Here is a 21,844-nt window from a genome sequence, read left to right on the forward strand (position 1 = left end):
ACTGCAGGGGGGACCCTGTGGGAGAGTAGGACGCCGCCGAACAATTATTGGGAAAACCCCCGCATCGAATGATGCGGGGGTTTTCTGCGTTTAGGGTCGAGCCATGCGCTATGACCTCGTGATCTTCGACAACGACGGTGTCCTCGTCGACAGCGAGCCCATTTCAAACCGGCTCCTGGCCGCCTACCTGACCGAGCTCGGGCACCCGACCTCATACGAGGACTCCCTGCGCGACTACATGGGTGCTGCCATGCACCGCGTACACGACCTGGTGGCGGAGCGGACCGGGCAGCGGTTGCCGGTGGATTTCGACGACGTGTTCCATGCCCGGGTCTTCGCGGCCTTCGAGCGGGATCTGAAGCCGGTGGCCGGGGTCGGGGAAGTCCTGCAGAAGCTTGCCGCCGACTCTGTGCCGTACTGTGTGGCCTCCTCCGGGAGTCATGAGCGGATCCGGGTGGGGCATCGGACGACCGGACTCGATCGGTGGTTCGACGAGGGGCGGATCTTCAGTTCGCAGGATGTGGGCAGGGGGAAGCCGGCTCCTGATCTCTTCCTGCACGCGGCCGAGCGGATGGGGATCGCGCCGGAGCGATGTGTCGTCGTCGAGGACAGTCCGCTGGGGGTGCAGGCGGCCGTTGCGGCGGGGATGGACGTCTACGGGTTCACCGCGATGACGCCGGTGGCGAAGCTGGCCGGGGCTCGTCGGTTCTTCAGCGACATGGGCGAGCTTGCCGACCTGTTGGTCTGAGCCACCCCCCGGCCCGTGGAAGATGAGGTGAATTCATCTTTGGCTGGATCTACCCACGGGTAGTCCGGGGCCCTACGCTCGCCGCCATGACTGATGTGCTGCGGCGCGGCAGGGCCTCGTTGGCGTTCAGCTTCTTTGTGCAGGGGGTCGCCTTCGCTCTGCTCGTGACGCGGATTCCGGCCATCCAGAGCCGGTACGGGGTTTCCGACGCTCTGCTGCCCGCTTTCCTGGCCGCTGTGCCGATCCTGGCCGGGGTCGGGAGCGTGAGCACCGAACGGCTGGTGAAGCGGGTGCGGCCGAGCCGGCTGCTGCGGTGGTCCCAGCCCGTGGTGCTGTTGTCGCTGCTCGGCGTCGGGGCCGGTGAGCGGATGGTGGAACTGGGCGTCGCGCTCGCGGCGTTCGGGCTCGCCGTCGGTGTGCTGGACGCGTCGATGAACATGCTCGGGGTGAGCCTGCAGCGGTCGTACGGGCGCAGCATCATGCTCAGTTTCCACGCGGCCTACAGTCTGGGCGGGATCGTCGGGGCCTCGCTGGCGTGGGTGGGGGCGCACTGGGATCTGGCGCTGTGGGTGTCGTATCTGCCGGTCGTGGCGGTGCTGCTGCCGGCGGTGCTGGTGGGGAGCCGGTGGTACGTCGACGACCGGGACGCGGCTTTGAAGGCGGCGGAGGAGGAGGCGGGTGAGGGTCAAGTCGTCGTCTTCAAGTGGCTGTTGCCGTTGTGTCTGGTGATGACGGTCGCCTATATCGGGGACTCGACCGTTTCCAACTGGAGCGCGAAGTACCTGCAGGACGTGCTCGGGAGTTCGGAGCAGATGGCGACCGTGCCGTACAACGTGTACATGGTCACCACGCTGCTGGGGCGGACGATCGGGGACTTCGGGGTGCGGAGGTTCGGGGCGGCCGCGGTGGTGCGGGGCGGGGCGCTGGTGGCGGCGGCCGGCTTCGCCGTGGTGGCCGGGGCGCCCGGGGCGTGGGTCGGGATGCTGGGGTTCACGTTGCTGGGTCTGGGGCTGTGCGTGCTGGTGCCGCAGACGTTCGCGGCGGCCGGGAGGCTCTTCCCGGGGGCTTCGGACGCTGCCGTCGCGCGGCTGAATGTCTTCAACTATGTGGGGTTTTTGATCGGTTCGCCGTTGGTGGGGGCGCTCGGGGATCTGTGGAGCTACCGCGGGGCCATGCTCGTGCCGATGGTGTTGGTGCTGGTGACGCTGGTGTACGCCCGCTCGTTCGCGGCTCAACCGGACCGATACGGTGGCGGACATGAGCGGTCGCGCACAGCTGATGTGGGACGAGGCAGTAACGGGCTATGACTTCGGTCCGGGGCATCCGATGGACCCCGTCCGGCTCGCCCTGACCCGGAGGCTGGTCGACGCCTTCGGACTGGACCGGGAGGTGGACGTGGTCGCCGCGAAGGCGGCCGGGGAGTCGACGCTGCGGCTCGTCCACCGGGAGGACTACATCGAGGCCGTGAAGGCCGCGTCGGTGGATCCGGGAGCGGCGGACCAGTCGTACGGGCTGGGGACGATGGATGATCCGGCGTTCGCCGGGATGCACGAGGTGTCGTCGCTGATCGCCGGGCAGTCGGTGGGAGCGGCGGAGGCCGTGTGGCGGGGTGAGGCGCTGCACGCGGTGAACTTCGCGGGCGGGCTGCACCACGCGATGCCGGGCGGCGCCTCCGGGTTCTGCATCTACAACGACGCCTCGCTCGCCATCGCCCGGCTGCTGGAGCTCGGGGCCGAGCGGGTCGTGTACATCGACGTCGACGTGCATCACGGGGACGGGGTGCAGGCGGCGTTCTGGGAGGACCCGCGGGTGCTGACGATCTCGCTGCACGAGCATCCACGGACGCTGTTCCCGCAGACCGGGTGGCCGGAGGAGACCGGCGCGGACTCGGCGGAGGGCTCGGCGGTGAACGTGGCGCTGCCGGCCGGGACCGGGGACGCCGGGTGGCTGCGGGCGTTCCACGCGGTCGTGCCGGAACTGATCGCGGACTTCCGGCCGCAGGTGCTGGTGACGCAGCACGGGGCCGACACGCACTTCGAGGATCCGCTGGCGCATCTGGCGGTGTCGCTGGACGCGCAGCGGGCGGTGCAGGCGGCCTGTCACGACCTGGCGCACGATTACGCGGACGGGCGGTGGGTGGCCCTGGGCGGAGGCGGTTACGCGGTGGTGGACGTCGTACCGCGGTCGTGGACGCATCTGGTCGCGATCGCCGCCGGCCGGGCCGTGGAGCCCGAGGCGATGATCCCCGAGGGCTGGCGGCAGGAAGTGTTCGCGAGGACGCGGCAGTTGGCCCCGGCGCGGATGACGGACGGGCGCTGGCCCGTGGCCTGGGCAGACTGGGAGGAGGGCTACGACCCCGCTGACCGGCTGGACCAGGCGGTGCTGGCGGCCCGGCGGGCGGTGTTCCCGCTGCGGGGACTGCTCGCGTGACGGCCTCTGCGTGGGCCTGACGCCCCCTGGACCCGGCGGCCGGTCCCTAGACCGACCGTGCGGTGTTCGCCCGTTCCCGGGACACACGCGGCCCGGCTCGCGCACGATCGCATGGTGCTGACCCCCCAAGCTCTTCGTGCGCACCTGGTGGGCGCGCGGCTCGCCGGGACCGTGGCGACTCCTCGCGAGAAGAGCCTGCGGAGCTACCGGCTCTTCGCCGCCCGGGACCCCCGCGTGCTGCTCGGCATCGACCCCGCGGGTGACTGGAGGCAGCGGGACCTGCTCGAGCTGATGGCGGACCGGTGCGGCGTCTCGGCCGATTCCCGGCGGACCGCGGGCCTGGACGTGATCGACCCGGAGAGGACCGTGGCCGCGCTGGACGCCTTCGCGGACCGTCTCGGCGCTGCCGCCCGGCGGGGTGCTCCCGTGCTCCTCGGCACCGGGCACCCGCACCGGCTGCTCGGTTTCTACGCCGCCCTGGCAGACGCGCTGTCGGCGGCGGGGTGTGCCGTCCTCACCCCCGCGCAGGGTCGCTGTGTCGACATAACGACCCGGTTCGGCCTACGCACGTACAACCTCGACTACGTACGAGGAGTCGCGCTGGTGCGGACCCCCGGCGCCGAACGCCCCGGTTGTGAGCCCGGCGCGCATACGCACTCACCTCTCCCGGTTCGTACCGTGTTGGCCGCCGCCGCGGAGGCCGGCGGCCCCCTTCCGGAGCTGGTGATCGGGGATCACGGGTGGGTCTGCGGAGCAGGTCAGCTGGGGTTCGAGGCCATCGGGCCGGCCGATACGGACGACCCGGCGCTGTTCGTGGGGGAGGCCGAGGGGTCCGTGTCCGTGGTCGTTCCACTTGATGACGGTGTGCGGTCCGGTTACTACCTGCCGCTTACCCGCTACGTACTCAATCGAGCGTGTCTGTCACAGTAGGCCGCCGATGGGTGCACCTCTTCCCCACTCGCATCACCCGCCCCTACATTGGGGAGTGAGCACGCAGCGACGAAGAGTCACCGGAAGGGGAAGCCGGTGGCCGTCGAGTGCGGAAGGTTCAGGTGTGTCATGGCTGCAGCTGGCGAGAGGCCTCTGAACGAGGTTCAGTTCCTTACCGTGGCGGAAGTCGCCTCGGTGATGCGAGTGTCGAAGATGACCGTGTACCGGCTGGTGCACAGCGGTCATCTGCCCGCGATCCGTGTGGGGCGGTCCTTCCGCGTCCCGGAGCAAGCGGTTCACGAGTACCTCCGCGAGAGTTACGTGGGGGTGGAAACCGCCTGACGGCTGGGGCGGGGTGGTCCCCCACAGGGCACTCGGGATCACCCTGGCCCCCTCGATTACGACCTCAGCGCTCGGGCGGGTAGGCTAGCCCCTCGTAGGTCGTGTGGGCCCATGGCGCCCAAACAACCGAGTGATGAGAAGTGAGCGAGGGTAGTCGTGGGCTCTGTTATCAAGAAGCGGCGCAAGCGGATGGCGAAGAAGAAGCACCGCAAGCTGCTCAAGCGCACGCGCGTTCAGCGTCGTAACAAGAAGTAAGTTCGCGACGCGGACGCCGCGAGAGCGTTGCTGTGGCCCCCCACCCATCGGTGGGGGGCCACACGCATATCCCCTCGTACGTCCGGCTGGCTTCTGTCACTTCGCGCATCGGGCGGTCATCACAGCGCAACGACAACCCGCTAAGTTGGCCCCACAGGGGAACGCGGCGGGAACAAGAGGTTTTCTGAAGAAAGGCGCTGATCTTGGGCAAGGTCGTGCTCGTCACCGGAGTGGCCCGCCAGCTGGGGGGCCGGTTCGTCCGGCGGATCCAGCGGGACCCGGACGTGGACCGGGTCGTCGCCGTGGACGCGGTGCCGCCCGAGCACCATCTGGGCGGCGCGGACTTCGTCCAGGCCGACATCCGGCAGCCCGGGATCGCGCGGGTGCTCGCCGAGACGGGCGCAGACACGATCGTCCACCTCGACGTGACGGGCACGCCGCTGGGCAGCGGCAACCGGGCCTCCCTGAAGGAGACCAACGTCATCGGCACCATGCAGCTGCTCGGTGCCTGCCAGAAGTCCCCGGCCGTGCAGCGGCTGGTCGTGAAGTCCAGCACCAACGTCTACGGCTCCGCGCCCCGCGACCCGGCCGTCTTCACCGAGACGACCCCGCCCAAGTCCCTGCCCAGCGGCGGCTTCGCCAAGGACACCGTCGAGGTCGAGGGCTATGTCCGAGGCTTCGCGCGCCGTCGGCCCGACGTGGCCGTCTGCGTGCTGCGGTTCGCCAACATCCTCGGCCCCACCGCGGACACCCCGCTCGTCTCGTACTTCGCGCTGCCGGTCCTGCCGACCGTGTTCGGCTACGACCCGCGGCTGCAGTTCGTGCACGAGGACGACGTGATCGAGGTGCTGCGGATCGCCTCGCACGAACCCCGGCGGGGCACGCTCAACAGCGGCACCTTCAACATCGCCGGCGACGGCGTCCTGCTGCTCTCGCAGTGCTCCCGGCGTCTCGGGCGCCCCACCGTGCCCCTGCTGCTCCCTGCCGTCACCTGGGCGGGCTCGCTGGTGCGTACCCTGGGCATGACGGACTTCTCCCCCGAGCAGATCCGGCTGCTCACCCACGGCAGGGTCGTGGCGACGGGCCAGATGCGCGAGACGCTGGGATTCCAGCCCAAGTACACGACCGCGGAGACGTTCGCGGACTTCGCCCGCAGCCGAGGACCCGGACTCCTTCCGCCGGAGGCCCTCGCGGGGGCCGTCGACCGGATCGCCGCGCTGCCCCTCGCGGGCGGCGGCCACCCCCCGACGCAGAGCGCCAACTGAGGAGCGCATCAACGATGGCGGACGCCAAGGTCATTCCGTTCGACGACGACCGGTCCCGGGGGAACGCGGCGCAGCGCCCCCAGCGACGCCGGAGCGCGGGGAACCGCCGCCCGGGCACGGAGTCGGCGCCGGTCCGTGAGGTGCAGCCCCTGCCCACCAGGGCCGTTCCGCAGGATGATGTCCCTGTGACAGCCGAGCAGGAACCGCCGGAGCGGTCCCAGGACGGCGACGGCGGCCTGGAGCGGCGGATCGCGGGCGGCCTGGCCTTCCTGCGCCGCCGCCTCACCGGGGACTACGAGGTCGACGACTTCGGCTATGACGAGGAACTCACCGACCAGGTCCTGATGTCCCTGCTGCGCCCGTTGTACGAGAAGTATTTCCGGGTCGAGGTGAGGGGCATCGAGAACATCCCGTCCGAGGGCGGCGCCCTGATCGTCGCCAACCACTCCGGGACGCTGCCGATGGACGGCCTGATGATGCAGGTCGCCGTGCACGACAACCACCCGGCGGGGCGGCACCTGCGGCTGCTGGCCGCCGACCTGGTGTTCATGCTGCCGGTGGTCAACGAGCTGGCCCGCAAGCTCGGCCACACCCTGGCGTGCGCCGAGGACGCGGCCCGGCTGCTGCATCAGGGCGAGCTGGTCGGGGTGATGCCGGAGGGATTCAAGGGCCTCGGCAAGCCCTTCGCGGACCGCTACAAGCTGCAGCGCTTCGGCCGCGGTGGGTTCGTCTCGACGGCCCTGCGCGCGGGGACGCCGATCGTGCCCTGCTCGATCGTGGGGGCCGAGGAGATCTACCCGATGGTCGGCAACGCCAAGACGGTCGCCCGGCTGCTGGGCTTCCCCTACTTCCCGATCACGCCCACGTTCCCCTGGCTCGGGCCGCTCGGGGCGGTTCCGCTGCCGACGAAGTGGACGATCCAGTTCGGGGAGCCGATCCCCACGGAGGGGTATCCGCCGGAGGCGGCCGAGGACCCGATGCTGATGTTCAACCTGACCGACCAGGTCAGGGAGCAGATCCAGCACACCCTGTACAAGCTGCTGGTCCAGCGGCGGTCGGTCTTCTTCTGATTCCGCGTGTGTACGACGATGGGCGCCCCTTTGCGGAGGCGCCCATCGTCGTTGTCGTTCGGGTCCTAGTCCGTGTCCTCGCCGTCGATGGCCAGTCCGGGCAGCAGGCCCGGCAGGAGCGGGGGGAGTGTCACATCCGGCTCGGGGGCGGGAGTAACGCCGTCCGCGGACGGGGAGGTGCTCGCCTCGCTGTCCTTCGGCGGGTCGAGGACCCCGCCGGTGTTGCCGCCGAGCAGGCCGTCGCTGCCGGAGCCGGCCGAGCGGCTGGGGCTGCCGCTGCCGGCGCTGCCCCCGTCGCTGTGCCTGCCGCCGTTGTCGCCGGGGCGGGTCGAGCGGTCGGTGTCGGAGGAGCCGGTGGGGGCCGCCTCGGAGGCGCCCTGCCGGTCGCGGTGGGTGCCGCCCGTCACCGGGGGCTCGGGGAGCTTGGAGCGCAGTGGGGCGACGTCCTCCTCTATGGCGTCGAACACCGAGGACACCTGCTCGCTGACGTCCCCGAGCTGGACGGGGAGCCTCTCGCGCAGTTCGCCCCAGGCCCCGCGGTGGGAGCGGGAGAACGTGGACAGGGCCTGGATGGGGCCGAGTGAGTCCGGGTCGCGCTCGTACGCCTCGCTCAGCAGCCGGTGGCCCTCCGACGCGTCGTGCCGCATGCCCGACAGGGCGCGGCGGATCTCGCCCAGGGACTCGTGGTCCAGGGGGCCGCTGCGGCCGCGCTCCATCAGGCGGCGTGCTTCGCTGAGGCGCGTGGAGGCGTGGTCGAGGTAGACCCGGCCGCGCTCGTCCGCCCCGTCGGCGAGGCCGAGCTTGACGTCCTCGATGCCGCGCTTGAGGCCGTAGAGCGAGTCGCCGGGCAGGGCGTCCGAGCTGGCCGCGGAGACCCCGCCGAAGGCGCTCGCGGCCACGCCGACACTGAGCCCGCCCGCGGTGAGGCCCTTGGCTAGGCGGGAACGCGGCCGGAACTTCTTCAGTGAGCTCGCGCGGTGGGCGCCGCGGGCCCGGGTGGAGCGCTGCTCGGGGACCGCACGGTCCGTCGCCCCGGCTCCCGCGGTGCCCTCCTGGAGCATGGCCTCGAACGCGGCCACCAGTTGGGCCCGCTGGACGACCTTGACCTCCGGGTCGAGCTCCGGCTTGGGCAGCGCGCCGAGACCGGAGGCCAGCGCCAGCAGGCGTGACCCCTCGGCCGGTTCCGCGGCTGCCGGGGCCGGTGCCGAACCTTCGGACTGCTCGGCCGCCGTGCCCGGCTCGGACTGCTCCTCCAGGGCCTGGGCGAAGGCGTTCGCCCGCCGGTGCGCCGATACGTTCGCGATCACTGGCGGCACCTCCTCTCGTCATGACGGTCGACTCCCCAGGGGGTCCTGAGGGTTGCACACCCTGACTACAACCACACGATCGAGTGATCGGAGTGGGCCAGGGGGTGACCACAGGGAGCCTGCATCCCGCACAACGAGCGGCGCGGCACTTGGGTTACGGACGCCGGATGATCGGGTGCCGAAGTCAACGGGCCGTCACGGAAAGTGAGTTGAGCGTCGCCGAGCGTGCGGGGCGGTCAGCGGGCGTCTTCCGGGAGGAGCCGGGCGAGGGTGCGGACGGCCCGGTACTGGAGGGTCTTGATGGCGCCCTCGTTCTTGCCCATGACCCGGGCGGTCTCGGCGACGGAGAGGCCCTGGAGGAAGCGGAGCGTCACACACTCCTGCTGCTGCGGGTTGAGCCGCCGCACGGCGTCGAGCAGGGCGGCGTTGGAGAGGGACTCCAGGACGGAGTCCTCGGGGGAACGCTCGACCTCGTTGGCGTCGAGCATCTCGCCGGTGGTGACCTCGAGGCGGAAGCGGCTGGACTTGAAGTGGTCCGCGACGAGGTTGCGGGCGATGGTGACGAGCCAGGCGCCGAAGTCGCGGCCCTGCCAGGTGAACGTGCCGATGCGGCGCAGGGCACGCAGAAAGGTCTCGCTGGTGAGGTCCTCGGCTGTGGCCTTTCCTCCGACGCGGTAGTAGATGTAGCGGTACACGGTGTCGCTGTACTGGTCGTAGAGGCGGCCGAAGGCGTCGGCCTCGCCGGCCTGGGCGCGCTCCACGAGGTCCATCATCCGGGCGCTGTCGCTGTCCGCGGCCGGCCGGCGCGCGGTGGCCGCCCCGGACGGGCGGCCTCGTCTGCCGACCGCGGCGCTGCCGTCGGCCAGTGCGTAGCACGGGCCGACGGGCGCGGCGGTGGCGAATGCGGGGACGGCGTACGCGGTGGGGACGAAGCCGCGCAACAGGTCGAGGACCGTTGCGCGCAGCGTAGCCAGGCCCGAGGCGTCAACCCCGACGTGTGGGTACACGGGACTCCCAGAGGCAGAGCTTCCATCACGTGCAGTACGGGACCTTTCACCCGTCGTAGCGACGGAGGGGTACCGGCTTGCGTCTGAGGAGAATAACGCTTCGTGCAGGCACTGCTACGCCGAGTTGCTCAAATCGCCGGTTGCGTCGCTTCCGTAACCGATTGACGCCGGATCAAGTGCCGGATCGTGAACGCTTGTTGATCGAAAAGCTTCGGATTGCAGCTGAGTCCAGGGCGTGTTGTGGCCGTGTGCAGCCAAGAGGACTGGACACGAGGTTGCGGGGGTACGCCAGTTGGATTTACGGGGATTGTCAGCCCGCAAACATCGGTGACCCGGTTTGATCAGGTGGTCAGCGGCGGCGGCGGTGCAGGGCGATGGCGGCCGCCGTGCCGCCGGCCACCGCGCCGACGCCCGCCGCGGCCGGGATGCCGACCTTGGCCGCCTTGCGGCCGGTGCGGTAGTCGCGCAGGCGCCAGTCCAGTTCCCGGGCGTGCTTGCGCAGTTTGGAGTCCGGGTTGATGGCGTAGGGATGGCCCACCAGGGACAGCATCGGGATGTCGTTGTGCGAGTCGCTGTAGGCGGCGCAGCGGCCGAGGTCCAGGCCCTCGGCGGCGGCCAGGGCGCGGACGGCCTCGGCCTTGGCGGGGCCGTGCAGCGGTTCGCCGACTAGCTTGCCGGTGTAGACGCCGTCGACGGACTCGGCGACCGTGCCGAGGGCGCCGGTCAGGCCGAGGCGGCGGGCGATGACCTGGGCGATCTCGACGGGGGCGGCCGTCACCAGCCACACCTTCTGGCCGGCGTCCAGGTGGGCCTGGGCGAGGGCGCGTGTGCCGGGCCAGATGCGCTCGGCCATGTACTCGTCGTAGATCTCCTCGCCGATCGACTGCAGCTCGGCGACGCGGTGGCCCTTGACGATCGACAGGGCCGAGTCGCGGGCCTCCTGCATGTGCTCGGGGTCCTCGACGCCGGCCAGCCGGAACCACGCCTGCTGCCAGGCGAACCGGGCGAGCTCGCGTGTCTCGAAGAACTTCCGCTTGTACAGGCCCCGTCCGAAGTGGAAGAGGGCGGCGCCCTGCATGACGGTGTTGTCCAGGTCGAAGAAGGCGGCGGCCTGGTCGTCGCCGTGCACCGGGAACTGCGGTTCCTCGGTCCTGCCGACGGCTTCCAGGGTGGACTTGCGTGCTGCCTCCGCCGAGGCCTCGCCTGCCAAAACGCTCCGCGCCGTGGCGGAGCGCCTACGGGGAGTGAGCCATCCGAGAGCGGCCATGGCGTGAGCATAGCCAGTTTGTTCGGGGGTTCCGGAGTCGAGAGGTTTGGAGCCTGTGAACTCTCGGCAAGCGTGTCGTTAAAGAGGCCGGCCGAGGCGGAGGCGGCCGGTGTGTCCCCCTGGCGCTTTCGTGAGGTTCCCGTCGTTCACGGGCGCGCGACAATGGCCGACATGAGGCCACTCTCGCGTCGCAGGCCCCCTGGGGACCGGCTCGTCACGCTGATCCGCAAGCCCGGCTGTCATCTGTGTGATGACGCACAGGTCGTTGTGGAGAAGGTGTGCGGTGATCTGGGAGTCCCCTGGGAGCAGAAGGACATCACCGAGGATCAGGAACTGCACGACCAGTACTGGGAGCAGATCCCGGTCGTGCTGGTGGACGGCAGGCAGCACACGTTCTGGCGGGTGAACGAGGACCGTCTTCGCAAGGCGCTGACCGGCTGAGGCCCGGCCCGGCGGTGACTGACCGACCAGTCCAAAGCGGCCGCCGGGTCGCTTAGGATCGGCTGTGGCTGGTCTCGGGGGCGGGATTCACAGAGGAGAGTGTGCGGTTTTGCCCCCAGAAGGCAAGGAACGACGGTGCCCGCGCACCGGTTCCCGGCGCGTGCGCCGGGGGCGCGTGAGCCCGGTCACGTTGGGCGGGCAAAACGGACACCATCTTTGTGCACGCGTTCACAAAGACATAGCCTGCTTTCGACGGGGCGGTCATGTAGGGACGTATGACCGCCTACAGCCCCGCTCTACCCGCAGGAGCACCGTGGCAACTGGCCGAACTCACCGACCGGCGACCCGCAGCCGAGGGATTCCCGAGGCCACCGTCGCCCGGCTTCCGCTGTACCTCCGCGCTCTGACCGCGTTGTCCGAGCGCTCGGTGCCCACGGTCTCCTCCGAGGAGCTCGCGGCCGCGGCGGGGGTCAACTCCGCGAAGCTGCGCAAGGACTTCTCCTACCTCGGCTCCTACGGGACCAGGGGCGTCGGCTACGACGTCGAGTATCTCGTCTACCAGATCTCCCGCGAACTGGGGCTCACCCAGGACTGGCCGGTCGTGATCGTCGGTATCGGTAACCTCGGCGCCGCCCTCGCCAACTACGGCGGTTTCGCCTCCCGCGGGTTCCGGGTCGCCGCGCTGATCGACGCCGACCCGGCCATGGCGGGCAAGCCCGTCGCCGGCATTCCCGTGCAGCACTCCGACGACCTGGAGAAGATCATCCAGGACAACGGCGTGTCCATCGGTGTCATCGCCACCCCCGCCGGTGCCGCCCAGCAGGTCTGCGACCGGCTCGTGGCCGCCGGTGTCACCTCCATCCTGAACTTCGCGCCGACCGTGCTGTCCGTCCCGGACGGCGTCGACGTGCGCAAGGTGGATCTCTCCATCGAGCTGCAGATCCTCGCCTTCCACGAGCAGCGCAAGGCCGGCGAGGAGGCCGCCGCCTCCGACGGTGGCGTCCCGGCCGCCGCGCGCAGCGAGTCCGCCGACCAGGGGCCCGACGGGGACATGCCCGCCGTGATGCCGGCATGAGCCTCCTCGTCGTCGGACTCAGCCACCGCAGCGCCCCGGTCAGCGTCCTGGAGCGGGCCTCACTGAGCGCGGACGCGCAGGTCAAGCTGCTCCAGGACACGGTCGCCGCCGAACCGGCCGCCGAGGCCGCGGTGCTCGCCACCTGCAACCGCATCGAGCTCTACGCCGACGTGGACAAGTTCCACGCCGGTGTCGCCGAGCTGTCCACGCTGCTCGCCCAGCACAGCGGGGTCGGCCTGGATGAGCTCACTCCTTATCTCTATGTGCACTACGAGGACCGGGCCGTCCACCACCTGTTCTCGGTGGCCTGCGGGCTGGACTCGATGGTCGTCGGCGAGGGGCAGATCCTCGGTCAGATCAAGGACTCCCTGAACCGCGCCCAGGAGCTCAACTCCGCGGGCCGGCTGCTGAACGACCTGTTCCAGCAGGCCCTGAGGGTCGGCAAGCGCGCCCACTCCGAGACCGGCATCGACCGCGCCGGACAGTCCCTGGTCACCTTCGGCCTGGAGCAGTTGGCCGCCGGCGGTGACGTGGAGACCTGGGCCCGGGGCAAGAAGGCCCTGGTCATCGGCGCCGGGTCGATGTCCTCCCTGGCCGCGGCCACGTTCGCGCGGGCCGGGGTCGCCGAGGTCGTGATCGCCAACCGCACCTTCGACCGCGCCGAGCGCCTCGCCCGGATACTCGCCGAGGGCGACGACACGGACGTGCTGGCCCGCGCGGTACCGATGGAGTCGGTGCCGGCCGAGCTGACACGTGCCGATGTCGCCGTCTCCTGCACGGGTGCGACGGGCCTGGTCCTGACGGCCGAGTCGGTCGCCGCCGCGGTGGAGGGCCGCACCGGGCAGCCGGCCGCCGAGATCCGGGACGACCGGCCCGCGCAGTCCCGGCAGACCTCGCCGGCCCACGCCTTGGCCGGCAACGACGAGAACTGCCCGCTCGACCTGTCCGCCGTGCAGCCCGGCTTCTCCGTCATGGGCGAGGCCGCCGTGGCCGGCATGGACGCCGCCACGCTGGAGCAGCACGCCGCCTGGGTCGCCGGCGCCACCGTCGACCGCCGGGACGCGGCCCGCCGCAGCCCCGAGGCCGACGCGGAGCTGATCGGCGCCCTGGCCGCGACCGCGACCTCCGTCGGGCGGATCCCCGAGCGGCGCCGGCCCGAGCCGGTCGAGGAGCCGCAGCGGCCCGAGCCCGTGCTCTTCCTGCTGGATCTGGCGATGCCGCGTGACATCGACGCGGCCGCGCACCGGCTGGCCGGGGTGCGGCTGGTGGACATCGAGTCGCTGGCCAAGGCCTCCGCGGGCGCTCCGATGGCTGCCGATGTGGACCAGGTCAGGCGTATCGTCTCCGACGAGGTCGCGGCCTTCGGGGCAGCCCAGCGGGCCGCGCACATCACACCGACCGTGGTCGCCCTGCGCACCATGGCCGCCGATGTCGTGGCCAGCGAGATCGCCAGGCTGGACGGGCGGCTGCCCGGCCTCGACGACAAGCACCGAGCGGAGATAACCCAGACCGTGCGGCGCGTGGTGGACAAGCTGCTGCACGCGCCGACCGTACGGGTCAAGCAGCTCGCGGCCGAGCCCGGCGGCGCCGGATACGCGGACGCGCTGCGGACCCTGTTCGACCTCGACCCCGAGACGGTGGCCGCCGTCTCCCGGGCCGAGGACAGCACAGAGAGAGACCGAGGGCCGGCATGAACGACAAGGCGCTGAGGCTCGGTACCCGGCGGAGCAAGCTCGCCATGGCCCAGTCCGGGCAGGTGGCCGAAGCCGTGAGCCGGGTGACCGGGCGGCCGGTCGAACTCGTCGAGATCACCACGTACGGTGACGTCTCGCGTGCGGCGCTCGCCCAGATCGGCGGGACCGGCGTGTTCGTGACCGCCCTGCGCGACGCGCTGCTCAACGGCGAGGTCGACTTCGCGGTGCATTCGCTGAAGGACCTGCCGACGACGCAGCCCGACGACCTGGTCGTGGCCGCCGTGCCCGTCCGGGAGGACCCGCGGGACGTGATCGTCGCCCGGGACGCGCTGAAGCTCACCGACCTGCCGAGCGGGGCCCGCATCGGCACCGGCTCGCCCCGCCGCACGGCCCAGCTCAACGCGTACGCGCGCAGCCACGGGCTGGACATAGCGACGGTCCCGATCCGCGGCAACGTCGACACCCGGATCGGATACGTGCGCAGCGGTGAGCTCGACGCCGTCGTGCTGGCCGCCGCCGGACTGAACCGGATCGGCCGCGGTGACGAAGTGACCGACTTCCTGTCGGTCGACACGGTTTTGCCCGCCCCCGGCCAGGGGGCCCTGGCGATCGAGTGTGCCGCGGGCGACGCGGACCTCGTCGCCGCGCTCGCCGAGCTCGACGACCCGTTCACGCGGGTCGCCGTGACGGCGGAGCGATCACTGCTCGCCGCCCTGGAGGCCGGTTGCAGCGCCCCCGTGGGCGCGTTGGCCGACCTTTTGGCCGACGGGCAGACTGTCAAGGAAATGCGCCTGCGCGGCGTCGTCGGGACCACCGACGGCACGCGCATGGTGCAGCTGTCCACCACCGGTCCCGTGCCCGAGACGCACGACGGGGCAACGGCGCTCGGTCGTGAACTCGCGGCCGAGATGCTCGCCCAGGGCGCGGCCGGTCTGATGGGGGAGCGAGCACATTGAGCCCCACCACCCTTTCCGCCGATCCTGAACACGGGCACGTCACCTTCCTGGGTGCCGGACCCGGAGATCCGGGACTGCTTACTCTGCGCGCCGTGGAGGCGCTGGCGCACGCGGACGTCCTCGTCGCCGAGCACGAGGTGCTCGACGTCGTACGTCAGCACGCCAGGCAGGGCGTATCCGAGGTGCACACGGACCCGGATCCTTCCCAGGAACCGACTCCGGGCACAGGAGCGCCCCAGCTGACGGTAGTTGACGGCACGTCAACCGCTGTCGCCGCCCCCGCCGTGCGGGATGCCGCACATCTTGTCATGGAGGCCGCGCGGGGCGGCAGGCGGGTCGTGCGTGCGGTGTCCGGCGACCCGGGCCTCGACACGTACGCCGCCGAGGAGATGCTGGCGTGTGCCGCCGCCGGGGTGCCCTTCGAGGTGGTCCCCGGCATCGCGAGCGCGGTCGGTGTGCCCGCGTACGCCGGTGTGCCGCTGCGCGACGCGCAGGGCGCGGACGTGCGGTTCGTGGACGCGCGGACGGCGTCGGACCGGTGCTGGACGGAGGTCGGGGCGTCGGACGGCACGGTCGTCGTCTCCACGACGCTGGACTCCGTCGCCGCCGCGGCCGGTGAGCTCGTCTCCGCCGGGCGCAAGCCGGACACCCCGATGACGGTCACCGTCGCCGGTACGACCACCCGGCAGCGCACCTGGACCGCCACGCTCGGCACGATCGCGCAGACGCTGAAGCAGGCCAAGGTGCTGCCCTCGCCAGAGGGCGGCCGGCCGGTGATAGCCGTGGTCGGTGAGCGTTCCGCCGCCGCCCAGCGCGACCAGCTCGCGTGGTTCGAGTCCAAGCCGCTGTTCGGCTGGAAGGTGCTCGTGCCGCGCACGAAGGAGCAGGCGGCGTCGCTCTCCGACCAGCTGCGGTCGTACGGGGCGGTGCCGCACGAGGTGCCGACCATCGCCGTCGAGCCGCCGCGCACGCCCCAGCAGATGGAGCGGGCGGTCAAGGGCCTCGTGACCGGCCGCTACGAGTGGATCGCCTTCACCTCGGTGAACGCGGTCAAGGCCGTGCGGGAGAAGTTCGAGGAGTACGGGCTCGACGCGCGTGCTTTCGCGGGCATCAAGGTCGCGGCCGTGGGCGAGCAGACGGCCAAGGCGCTGATCGCGTTCGGTGTGAAGCCGGACCTCGTGCCGAGCGGTGAGCAGTCGGCCGCCGGGCTGCTGGAGGACTGGCCGCCGTACGACCCCGTATTCGACCCCATCGACCGGGTGTTCCTGCCGCGGGCCGACATCGCCACGGAGACGCTGGTCGCCGGGCTGATCGAGCTGGGCTGGGAGGTCGACGACGTCACGGCGTACCGGACCGTGCGGGCCTCGCCGCCGCCGGCGGAGACGCGGGAGGCGATCAAGGGCGGTGGCTTCGACGCCGTGCTGTTCACGTCGTCGTCCACCGTGCGGAACCTGGTCGGTATCGCCGGCAAGCCGCACAACGTGACGGTGATCGCGGTGATCGGCCCGGCTACGGCGAAGACGGCCGAGGAGCACGGCCTGCGCGTGGACGTCATGGCTCCGGAACCGTCCGTGCACAAGCTGGCGGAGGCGCTGGCCGACTTCGGAGCGAAGCGGAGAGCTGCCGCTCTGGAGGCCGGGGATCCGGTGACGCGGCCGAGCGAGCGGCGGCCGGGGGCGCGGCGGCGGCGTTCCACGACCTGAGGGTCGATCGGGTGTGCTGGCTGCGGCTACGCGGGAGTCACCGCGTGGCCGTAGCGCAGCAGGTTCGCCGGGTCGTAGGTGGCCTTGTCGTGGCGTAGGCGTGCGTAGACCTCCGGGGTCCAGGCGCGGGGGCGGTCCTGCTCGTCGCCGGGGGTGCCGTGGATGTTGACCATGGTGCGGCCGGTGCCGTAGGGGGCCATGGCGGTGTAGAGGTGGCGGGTCGCCTGTTCGACGGCCTCGGCCACGGGCAGCGCATGGCGGTGACGACGTCGTCCGGGCCGGTGGCTCCCACTACCACGTCCGGGGTGCGGAGGGCGGCCAGGTTGAAGCCGGTGACCTCGTCGGCGTAGGCGGGGTCGCCGGGGCGCAGGACCGGGCCGTTGATCTCCGAGAGTGCGAAGAGGTCGGGGGTGTGGTGGGGGGCGGTCATCGCGTCCTCCGTGGGGGCGGGTACGGAGGGACGGCGGCGGCGGGGGTGTGGGCCGTCGGGGTCTTGGTGCTTGTCCTTGTTGTTCTCGGGATGGACCTGGGGGGTGGTGGGCGCATCGTGGGGCGGTGGGCCGCGCGGTGGGGCCGGAAGGCCGCGCAGGGCCGGTGGGTGTGTCGGGGGAGCGGTCCTGGTTGAGCGGGGGCGAAGGGGACGGCGTCGCGGCGGGGCCGGGTGGTGTGCGCGGGTGGGCGCTGTGCGCCGACATCCCGTCGGCATCGGGGCGTTTCGGGCGGGCGTAGCGTAGAGGCCATGTCGACGTACGGATCATTTCCCGGTTCCCGGCCGCGGCGTTTGCGGAGCAGCCCCGTCATGCGTCGGATGGTCGCCGAGACCCGGCTGCACCCCGCCGATCTCATCCTCCCGGCCTTCGTGCGGGAGGGCGCCAGCGAGCCCGTGCCTATCGGGGCCATGCCGGGGGTCGTGCAGCACACCCGGGACAGTCTGAAGAAGGCCGCCGCCGAGGCCGTCGCGGCGGGGATCTCCGGGATCATGCTGTTCGGCGTGCCCGAGGAGTCGAAGAAGGACGCCCTCGGGACGCCGGGGACCGATCCGGACGGGATTCTCCAGGTCGCCCTCCGGGACGTGCGGGCCGAGGTCGGGGACGACCTGCTGGTCATGTCCGACCTGTGCCTCGACGAGACGACCGATCACGGGCACTGCGGCGTGCTCGACGCGCAGGGGCGGGTCGACAACGACGCGACCCTGGAGCGGTACGCGGAGATGGCCCAGGTGCAGGCCGACGCCGGGGCCCATGTGGTCGGCCCCAGCGGGATGATGGACGGGCAGGTCGGGGTCGTCCGCGACGCCCTGGACCAGATCGGCCGGGAGGATGTCGCCATCCTCGCCTACACCGCGAAGTACGCCTCCGCGTTCTACGGGCCGTTCCGGGAGGCCGTCGCCTCCTCCCTGCAGGGGGACCGGAAGACCTACCAGCAGGACCCCGCGAACGTACGCGAGTCCCTGCGCGAGGTCGCCCTCGACCTGGAGGAGGGCGCCGACATGGTGATGGTCAAGCCGGCCGGGCCCTACCTGGACATCCTCGCCCGGGTCGCGGACGCCGTGGACGTGCCCGTCGCCGCCTACCAGATCTCCGGCGAGTACTCGATGATCGAGGCCGCCGCCGAGAAGGGCTGGATCGACCGGGACCGGGCGATCATGGAGACCCTGACCGGGATCCGGCGGGCCGGCGCGCGGAGCATCCTCACCTACTGGGCCGTCGAAGCGGCCCAGAAGCTCAAGGAGCAGTAGGACCTCGGCGGAGACCGGCGGCGGGGCTCAGTGGGACAGGGCGTGGTCCCTGTCCCGCAGCCAGTACGTGACCGTCAGCGAGGTGTCGTAGGAGACGCCCTTCTCCGGCAGCGCCGGGATCGCGGAGGGGCCGCCGCTGCTGTTCGGGGTGCGGCCGTGGAATCCGACCGTGAGCTTGCGGGCGGTCGTACGGGCCTCGCCGCTGCCGTCGGCCGCCGACAGCAGGACACCCGTGCGCGGTCGCCCTCGACGCCGCGCGTCCGGCCGTCGTGCCCGAGGCGGGGCACGACGACTTCCCGTTCAAGGTGAGCGAGTCCGACCCGGAGGTGTACTACGTCAAGGCCGACACCTCCGCGTACGACGTCAGCTGGTTCCTGGTGCTGAGCTGGTCCAGAGGCAGCCGGCACGGCGAGCTCAGGATCGACGACAAGGGCCGGCCCTTCCGCACGAGCGGCAACCACGGGCGTCCGGCATACGAGTTCCCGCCGGGCGGCGACAAGTGGGTGAAGGCCGAGACGACCGACGTGTCGTGAGCGGCGGCCGGAGCCGACCTCGAAGCGGGTGACGTAGTGCCGCAGGGCACCATCAACTCACCTGAGCCGTTAGGTTGTTGACCGTCAAAGTGGTTGCTTGTTGAACCACCAAGTCTTCAGGGAGACGCCCATGTCCGGTGACGCGCTCAGTCAGGACCCCACCGAGCTGCAGAGGAGGATCGACAGCAGCAAGGCACACCCGGCGCGGGTCTACGACGTGTTCCTCGGCGGCAAGGACCACTACCCGGCCGACCGGGACGCGGCCGCCGCCGCGCTCGCCGCGAATCCGCGCGGGTATCTCGACGTACGGCACAACCGCGACTTCCTGCGCCGCGCCGTGACCACGCTGGTGGAGCGGGACGGAATCCGGCAGTTCCTCGACATCGGGACCGGGCTGCCGACCGCCGAGAACGTGCACCAGATCGCGCAGCGGATCGTGCCCGAGTCGCGGGTCGTCTACGTCGACAACGACCCGGTCGTGCTCGCGCACGCGCGTGCCCTGCTGACCAGCGGACCCGAGGGGCGCACGGACTACATCGACGCCGATTTGCGGGACCCCGGGCGCATCCTCGAACAGGCCGCGAAGACCCTGGACTTCGACCGGCCGATGGCGCTCTGCCTGGTCGCGATCCTGCACTTCGTGGAAGACGGCGAGGCGTACCCGCTGGTGCGCGAGCTGCTCGACGCGCTGCCCGCCGGCAGCCGGCTGGTGCTCAGCCATCTCACCGAGGACCTCAACCCGGAGAACATCCGCGCGGTCCAGCGGACGTACACCGAGCGGGGGTTCACCTTCGTACTGCGGTCGCGGGCCGATGTCGAGCGGTTCTTCACGGAGAACGGGCTGGAGATCGCCGACCCGGGCGTCGTCCCCGCGCACCGCTGGCGGCCCGACCACGCCGCCCCCGTCCCCGAGCAGCCCGAGGAGTCCTTCCTCGCGGGCCTCGACGAGATCGAGAAGGTGCGGTACCGCGACATCAACGACGTCACGGACGCGGACATCAACGTGTATGCCGCGATCGGCGCCAAGGCCTGAGCAGTGGGGTCCGGCGTCCGCATCCCGGAAAACTTCCTGTAGGCGGCACGTATGTCTCTAGGCTGCGGGGCACCAGGCGTCACCGCAGCCGAAGGAGCCGTGTCATGACCGTCGCCGAGCCCGTGCCCACCAGCCGCACCGCCGTGCCGCCGCTCGCCGCGCGGGCCCGGGCCGTCGGCGGATCCCCCGTGCGGGACATCCTCGCCGTCACCGCCCGCCCCGAGGTGATCAACTTCGCGGGCGGGCTGCCGGCTCCGGAGATGTTCGACGCTGAGGGCATCGCGGCCGCGTTCCGGGCGGTGCTCGCCGAGGCGCCCGCACGGGCCCTGCAGTACTCCACGACCGAGGGTGAGCCCGCGCTGCGGGACGCGCTCGCCGCCCGGACGGCCGCGCGCGGCCTGCCGACCGGCCCCGACGACCTGCTCGTCACCACCGGCTCCCAGCAGGCCCTCTCCCTCCTGGCCACCGCGCTGCTCGAACCCGGCGACACCGTTCTCGTCGAGAACCCCTGTTATCTGGCGGCACTTCAGGTCTTCGGCTTCGCCGGAGCGCGGGTCGTGGCCGTGCCCGGCGACGAACACGGTGTCGACCCCGAGGCGCTGGAGAAGCTGGTCGTGCGGGAGCGGCCCAAGCTGCTCTACACCGTGCCCACCTTCCAGAACCCCACCGGCCGGACGCTGCCCGCCGACCGGCGTGCCGCCGTGGCCGCCGTCGCCGCCCGGCGCGGGCTGTGGATCGTCGAGGACGACCCCTACGGCGAACTCCGCTACGAGGGTGAGCGCGTGCCGTGGATCGCCTCCCACCCCGGCGCCGAGGACCGGACGGTGCTGCTCGGCAGCTTCTCCAAGGTCATGGCGCCCGGGCTGCGGCTGGGCTGGCTGCGCGCCCCCGGGGAGCTGCTGCGCGCCTGCGCCGTCGCCAAACAGGCCGCCGACCTGCACACCCCGACCGTCAACCAGCTCGCCGCGGCCCGCTACCTCGCCGACCATGACCTCGACGCCCATGTCGCGCGGGTCGCCGGGGTGTACCGCGAGCGCCGGGACGCCATGCTCGCGGGACTGGCCGGAGCGCTGCCCGAGGGGTCGGTCTGGAACCGGCCCGAGGGCGGCATGTTCCTCTGGGCGCGCCTGCCGGAGCCGTACGACACGACGGCCCTGCTGCCGCAGGTGGTGCGGCACGACGTGGCGTACGTCCCCGGTGCCCCCTTCTACGCCGGCCCGCCCGACCGCACGACCCTGCGGCTGTGCTTCGTGACGCAGACTCCGGAGGAGATCGGGGAGGGGCTGCGGAGGCTGGAGGAGGGCTTGGGACGAGTCGCCGTGGAGGCGACTGCGGCGCCGGCCACCGACAGAGGACATCATCTGACCTAATCGCTCCCTACGGTCCTCCCATGACCACTTCCCCGGAGAAGACGGTCCTGATGAACGCGTTCGCGGAGCAGCGGGAGTTGCTGCTGATCACCGTCCGCGGACTCACCGACGTCCAGGCCGCACGGCGCACGACCGTGAGCGAACTGACCCTGGGCGGCATCGTGAAGCACCTCGCTCAGGGGGAGGAGGTGTGGGCGCGGATCATGGTCAGGGGCGACGGTGAACTGCCCGACGGCATGCTCGACATGGGCCAGTACCGGATGGCCGAGGGCGACACGCTCGCCGGGCTGCTGGAGCGTTACGCGAGGGCCGCGCGGGGGATGGAGGAGGCCGTCGCCGGGTTGCCCGACCTGGACCGGAGCGTGCCGCTGCCGAGGACTCCGTGGTCGCCGCCGGAGATTGTGTACTGGTCGGCGCGTCGCATCCTCCTGCACCTCATCAGGGAGACGGCCCAGCACGCCGGGCACGCGGACATCATTCGCGAGGCGCTGGACGGCGCGAACACCACGGCCCGGCGCTGACGTGTTCAGACCCAGGCCGAAGTACTCGCGGGCCTCCCCCCGTCACGGGGCACAAGCAGGCCCGGACCGTCGCGCCGGGGCTGACGGACGGGTCGACTGCCGCTGACGTCGGCCCGCCACCGCACCCGAGGGCGGCACCCCGCTCGGGGGTGCCGCCCT

The 21,844-nt window shown here is 71.4% G+C and carries 21 protein-coding genes and 2 pseudogenes; 18 read left to right on the forward strand and 5 right to left on the reverse strand.

The window, feature by feature from the left end; translation table 11 throughout:
* Positions 1-103: 103 nt before the first annotated feature.
* The 8 genes from ACWD1U_RS28905 (at position 104) to ACWD1U_RS28940 (ending at position 7,040) form a co-directional block, all read left to right on the forward strand.
* Positions 104-748 carry an HAD family hydrolase gene (locus tag ACWD1U_RS28905; protein ID WP_451111888.1) on the forward strand — a complete coding sequence of 215 codons (645 nt, stop codon included), beginning with the start codon at positions 104-106 and terminating at the stop codon, positions 746-748.
* Positions 749-834: 86 nt separating this feature from the next.
* Positions 835-2,055: an MFS transporter gene (locus ACWD1U_RS28910; RefSeq protein WP_451111889.1), complete on the forward strand. Its 1,221-nt coding sequence runs from the start codon at positions 835-837 to the stop codon at positions 2,053-2,055.
* Positions 2,006-3,178 carry an acetoin utilization protein AcuC gene (locus ACWD1U_RS28915; protein WP_451111891.1) on the forward strand — a complete coding sequence of 391 codons (1,173 nt, stop codon included), beginning with the start codon at positions 2,006-2,008 and terminating at the stop codon, positions 3,176-3,178. Before ACWD1U_RS28910 ends, ACWD1U_RS28915 begins: the two co-directional genes overlap by 50 nt.
* A 114-nt stretch (positions 3,179-3,292) precedes the next feature.
* Positions 3,293-4,108, forward strand: coding sequence for a phosphatase (locus tag ACWD1U_RS28920; protein ID WP_451112121.1), 816 nt, complete (start codon positions 3,293-3,295; stop codon positions 4,106-4,108).
* Positions 4,109-4,237: 129 nt separating this feature from the next.
* A complete protein-coding gene (locus ACWD1U_RS28925; RefSeq protein WP_004984898.1) occupies positions 4,238-4,450 on the forward strand; it encodes a helix-turn-helix domain-containing protein in 213 nt (70 codons plus the stop codon).
* A gap of 156 nt (positions 4,451-4,606) precedes the next feature.
* Positions 4,607-4,705: a 30S ribosomal protein bS22 gene (locus ACWD1U_RS28930; RefSeq protein ID WP_003948845.1), complete on the forward strand. Its 99-nt coding sequence runs from the start codon at positions 4,607-4,609 to the stop codon at positions 4,703-4,705.
* Between the two features lie 203 nt (positions 4,706-4,908).
* The gene (locus tag ACWD1U_RS28935; protein ID WP_451111892.1) at positions 4,909-5,970 is read left to right on the forward strand and encodes an NAD-dependent epimerase/dehydratase family protein; all 1,062 of its coding nucleotides are present in this window, start codon (positions 4,909-4,911) and stop codon (positions 5,968-5,970) included.
* 14 nt (positions 5,971-5,984) lie between these two features.
* On the forward strand, positions 5,985-7,040 hold the full coding sequence (locus tag ACWD1U_RS28940) for a lysophospholipid acyltransferase family protein (RefSeq protein ID WP_451111894.1): 1,056 nt from the start codon (positions 5,985-5,987) through the stop codon (positions 7,038-7,040).
* A 65-nt stretch (positions 7,041-7,105) separates the two neighbouring features.
* Here the strand turns inward: ACWD1U_RS28940 and ACWD1U_RS28945 are convergent, their stop codons facing one another.
* The 3 genes from ACWD1U_RS28945 to ACWD1U_RS28955 form a co-directional block, all read right to left on the reverse strand.
* Entirely contained in the window at positions 7,106-8,347 is a 1,242-nt protein-coding gene (locus ACWD1U_RS28945) for a DUF5667 domain-containing protein (protein WP_451111896.1), read from the reverse strand.
* A gap of 236 nt (positions 8,348-8,583) precedes the next feature.
* Complete coding sequence (locus ACWD1U_RS28950) at positions 8,584-9,354, reverse strand: ECF subfamily RNA polymerase sigma factor, BldN family (protein ID WP_031117141.1); 771 nt, start codon at positions 9,352-9,354, stop codon at positions 8,584-8,586.
* Positions 9,355-9,703: 349 nt separating this feature from the next.
* Positions 9,704-10,621: an HAD family hydrolase gene (locus ACWD1U_RS28955; RefSeq protein ID WP_451111899.1), complete on the reverse strand. Its 918-nt coding sequence runs from the start codon at positions 10,619-10,621 to the stop codon at positions 9,704-9,706.
* Positions 10,622-10,783: 162 nt separating this feature from the next.
* On the opposite strand from ACWD1U_RS28955, the gene ACWD1U_RS28960 reads away from it, so the two are divergent.
* The 5 genes from ACWD1U_RS28960 (at position 10,784) to ACWD1U_RS28980 (ending at position 16,490) form a co-directional block, all read left to right on the forward strand.
* Positions 10,784-11,062: a glutaredoxin family protein gene (locus tag ACWD1U_RS28960; protein ID WP_451111900.1), complete on the forward strand. Its 279-nt coding sequence runs from the start codon at positions 10,784-10,786 to the stop codon at positions 11,060-11,062.
* A gap of 313 nt (positions 11,063-11,375) precedes the next feature.
* Positions 11,376-12,137 carry a redox-sensing transcriptional repressor Rex gene (locus ACWD1U_RS28965; RefSeq protein WP_361196325.1) on the forward strand — a complete coding sequence of 254 codons (762 nt, stop codon included), beginning with the start codon at positions 11,376-11,378 and terminating at the stop codon, positions 12,135-12,137.
* Positions 12,134-13,831, forward strand: coding sequence for a glutamyl-tRNA reductase (locus tag ACWD1U_RS28970; RefSeq protein ID WP_451111902.1), 1,698 nt, complete (start codon positions 12,134-12,136; stop codon positions 13,829-13,831). Before ACWD1U_RS28965 ends, ACWD1U_RS28970 begins: the two co-directional genes overlap by 4 nt.
* Positions 13,828-14,787 (forward strand): hydroxymethylbilane synthase, encoded by a 960-nt coding sequence (gene hemC, locus ACWD1U_RS28975; RefSeq protein WP_451111904.1) that lies wholly within the window; start codon positions 13,828-13,830, stop codon positions 14,785-14,787. The genes ACWD1U_RS28970 and hemC overlap by 4 nt, the downstream gene beginning before the upstream one ends.
* A complete protein-coding gene (locus tag ACWD1U_RS28980) occupies positions 14,784-16,490 on the forward strand; it encodes a uroporphyrinogen-III synthase (protein WP_451111906.1) in 1,707 nt (568 codons plus the stop codon). The genes hemC and ACWD1U_RS28980 overlap by 4 nt, the downstream gene beginning before the upstream one ends.
* Before the next feature lie 26 nt (positions 16,491-16,516).
* Here ACWD1U_RS28980 and ACWD1U_RS28985 read toward each other — a convergent pair whose 3' ends face one another.
* Positions 16,517-16,735, reverse strand: a complete 219-nt coding sequence (locus ACWD1U_RS28985; protein WP_451111907.1) for a hypothetical protein — start codon at positions 16,733-16,735, stop codon at positions 16,517-16,519.
* A gap of 494 nt (positions 16,736-17,229) precedes the next feature.
* On the opposite strand from ACWD1U_RS28985, the gene hemB reads away from it, so the two are divergent.
* Entirely contained in the window at positions 17,230-18,228 is a 999-nt protein-coding gene (gene hemB / locus ACWD1U_RS28990) for a porphobilinogen synthase (RefSeq protein ID WP_451111908.1), read from the forward strand.
* 27 nt (positions 18,229-18,255) lie between these two features.
* Here hemB and ACWD1U_RS28995 read toward each other — a convergent pair.
* Positions 18,256-18,459, reverse strand: a pseudogene (locus tag ACWD1U_RS28995) (DUF4232 domain-containing protein); the annotation flags it as partial.
* Between the two features lie 8 nt (positions 18,460-18,467).
* Here ACWD1U_RS28995 and ACWD1U_RS29000 point away from each other — a divergent pair.
* The 4 genes and pseudogenes from ACWD1U_RS29000 to ACWD1U_RS29015 all read left to right on the forward strand — a co-directional run.
* Positions 18,468-18,761 (forward strand): annotated as a pseudogene (locus tag ACWD1U_RS29000) (transcriptional regulator); the annotation flags it as partial.
* 130 nt (positions 18,762-18,891) lie between these two features.
* Complete coding sequence (locus ACWD1U_RS29005) at positions 18,892-19,794, forward strand: SAM-dependent methyltransferase (RefSeq protein WP_451111910.1); 903 nt, start codon at positions 18,892-18,894, stop codon at positions 19,792-19,794.
* Positions 19,795-19,898: 104 nt separating this feature from the next.
* Positions 19,899-21,164: an aminotransferase-like domain-containing protein gene (locus ACWD1U_RS29010; protein WP_451111911.1), complete on the forward strand. Its 1,266-nt coding sequence runs from the start codon at positions 19,899-19,901 to the stop codon at positions 21,162-21,164.
* Positions 21,165-21,184: 20 nt separating this feature from the next.
* Positions 21,185-21,685 (forward strand): DinB family protein, encoded by a 501-nt coding sequence (locus tag ACWD1U_RS29015; RefSeq protein ID WP_451111913.1) that lies wholly within the window; start codon positions 21,185-21,187, stop codon positions 21,683-21,685.
* The last annotated feature ends 159 nt before the right edge of the window (positions 21,686-21,844 follow it).

Source organism: Streptomyces sp. NPDC002788 (assembly GCF_053592115.1).

What these genes read in the sequence shown, in the direction of transcription:
- ACWD1U_RS28960 (WP_451111900.1), top strand. Translation starts at nt 10,784, where the DNA reads ATGGCCGACATGAGGCCACTCTCGCGTCGCAGGCCCCCTGGGGACCGG.
- ACWD1U_RS29005 (WP_451111910.1), top strand. Translation starts at nt 18,892, where the DNA reads ATGTCCGGTGACGCGCTCAGTCAGGACCCCACCGAGCTGCAGAGGAGG.
- hemC (WP_451111904.1), top strand. Translation starts at nt 13,828, where the DNA reads ATGAACGACAAGGCGCTGAGGCTCGGTACCCGGCGGAGCAAGCTCGCC.
- hemB (WP_451111908.1), top strand. Translation starts at nt 17,230, where the DNA reads ATGTCGACGTACGGATCATTTCCCGGTTCCCGGCCGCGGCGTTTGCGG.
- ACWD1U_RS28955 (WP_451111899.1), bottom strand. Translation starts at nt 10,621, where the DNA reads ATGGCCGCTCTCGGATGGCTCACTCCCCGTAGGCGCTCCGCCACGGCG.
- ACWD1U_RS28910 (WP_451111889.1), top strand. Translation starts at nt 835, where the DNA reads ATGACTGATGTGCTGCGGCGCGGCAGGGCCTCGTTGGCGTTCAGCTTC.
- ACWD1U_RS29010 (WP_451111911.1), top strand. Translation starts at nt 19,899, where the DNA reads ATGACCGTCGCCGAGCCCGTGCCCACCAGCCGCACCGCCGTGCCGCCG.
- ACWD1U_RS28905 (WP_451111888.1), top strand. Translation starts at nt 104, where the DNA reads ATGCGCTATGACCTCGTGATCTTCGACAACGACGGTGTCCTCGTCGAC.
- ACWD1U_RS28970 (WP_451111902.1), top strand. Translation starts at nt 12,134, where the DNA reads ATGAGCCTCCTCGTCGTCGGACTCAGCCACCGCAGCGCCCCGGTCAGC.
- ACWD1U_RS28915 (WP_451111891.1), top strand. Translation starts at nt 2,006, where the DNA reads ATGAGCGGTCGCGCACAGCTGATGTGGGACGAGGCAGTAACGGGCTAT.
- ACWD1U_RS28940 (WP_451111894.1), top strand. Translation starts at nt 5,985, where the DNA reads ATGGCGGACGCCAAGGTCATTCCGTTCGACGACGACCGGTCCCGGGGG.
- ACWD1U_RS29015 (WP_451111913.1), top strand. Translation starts at nt 21,185, where the DNA reads ATGACCACTTCCCCGGAGAAGACGGTCCTGATGAACGCGTTCGCGGAG.
- ACWD1U_RS28925 (WP_004984898.1), top strand. Translation starts at nt 4,238, where the DNA reads ATGGCTGCAGCTGGCGAGAGGCCTCTGAACGAGGTTCAGTTCCTTACC.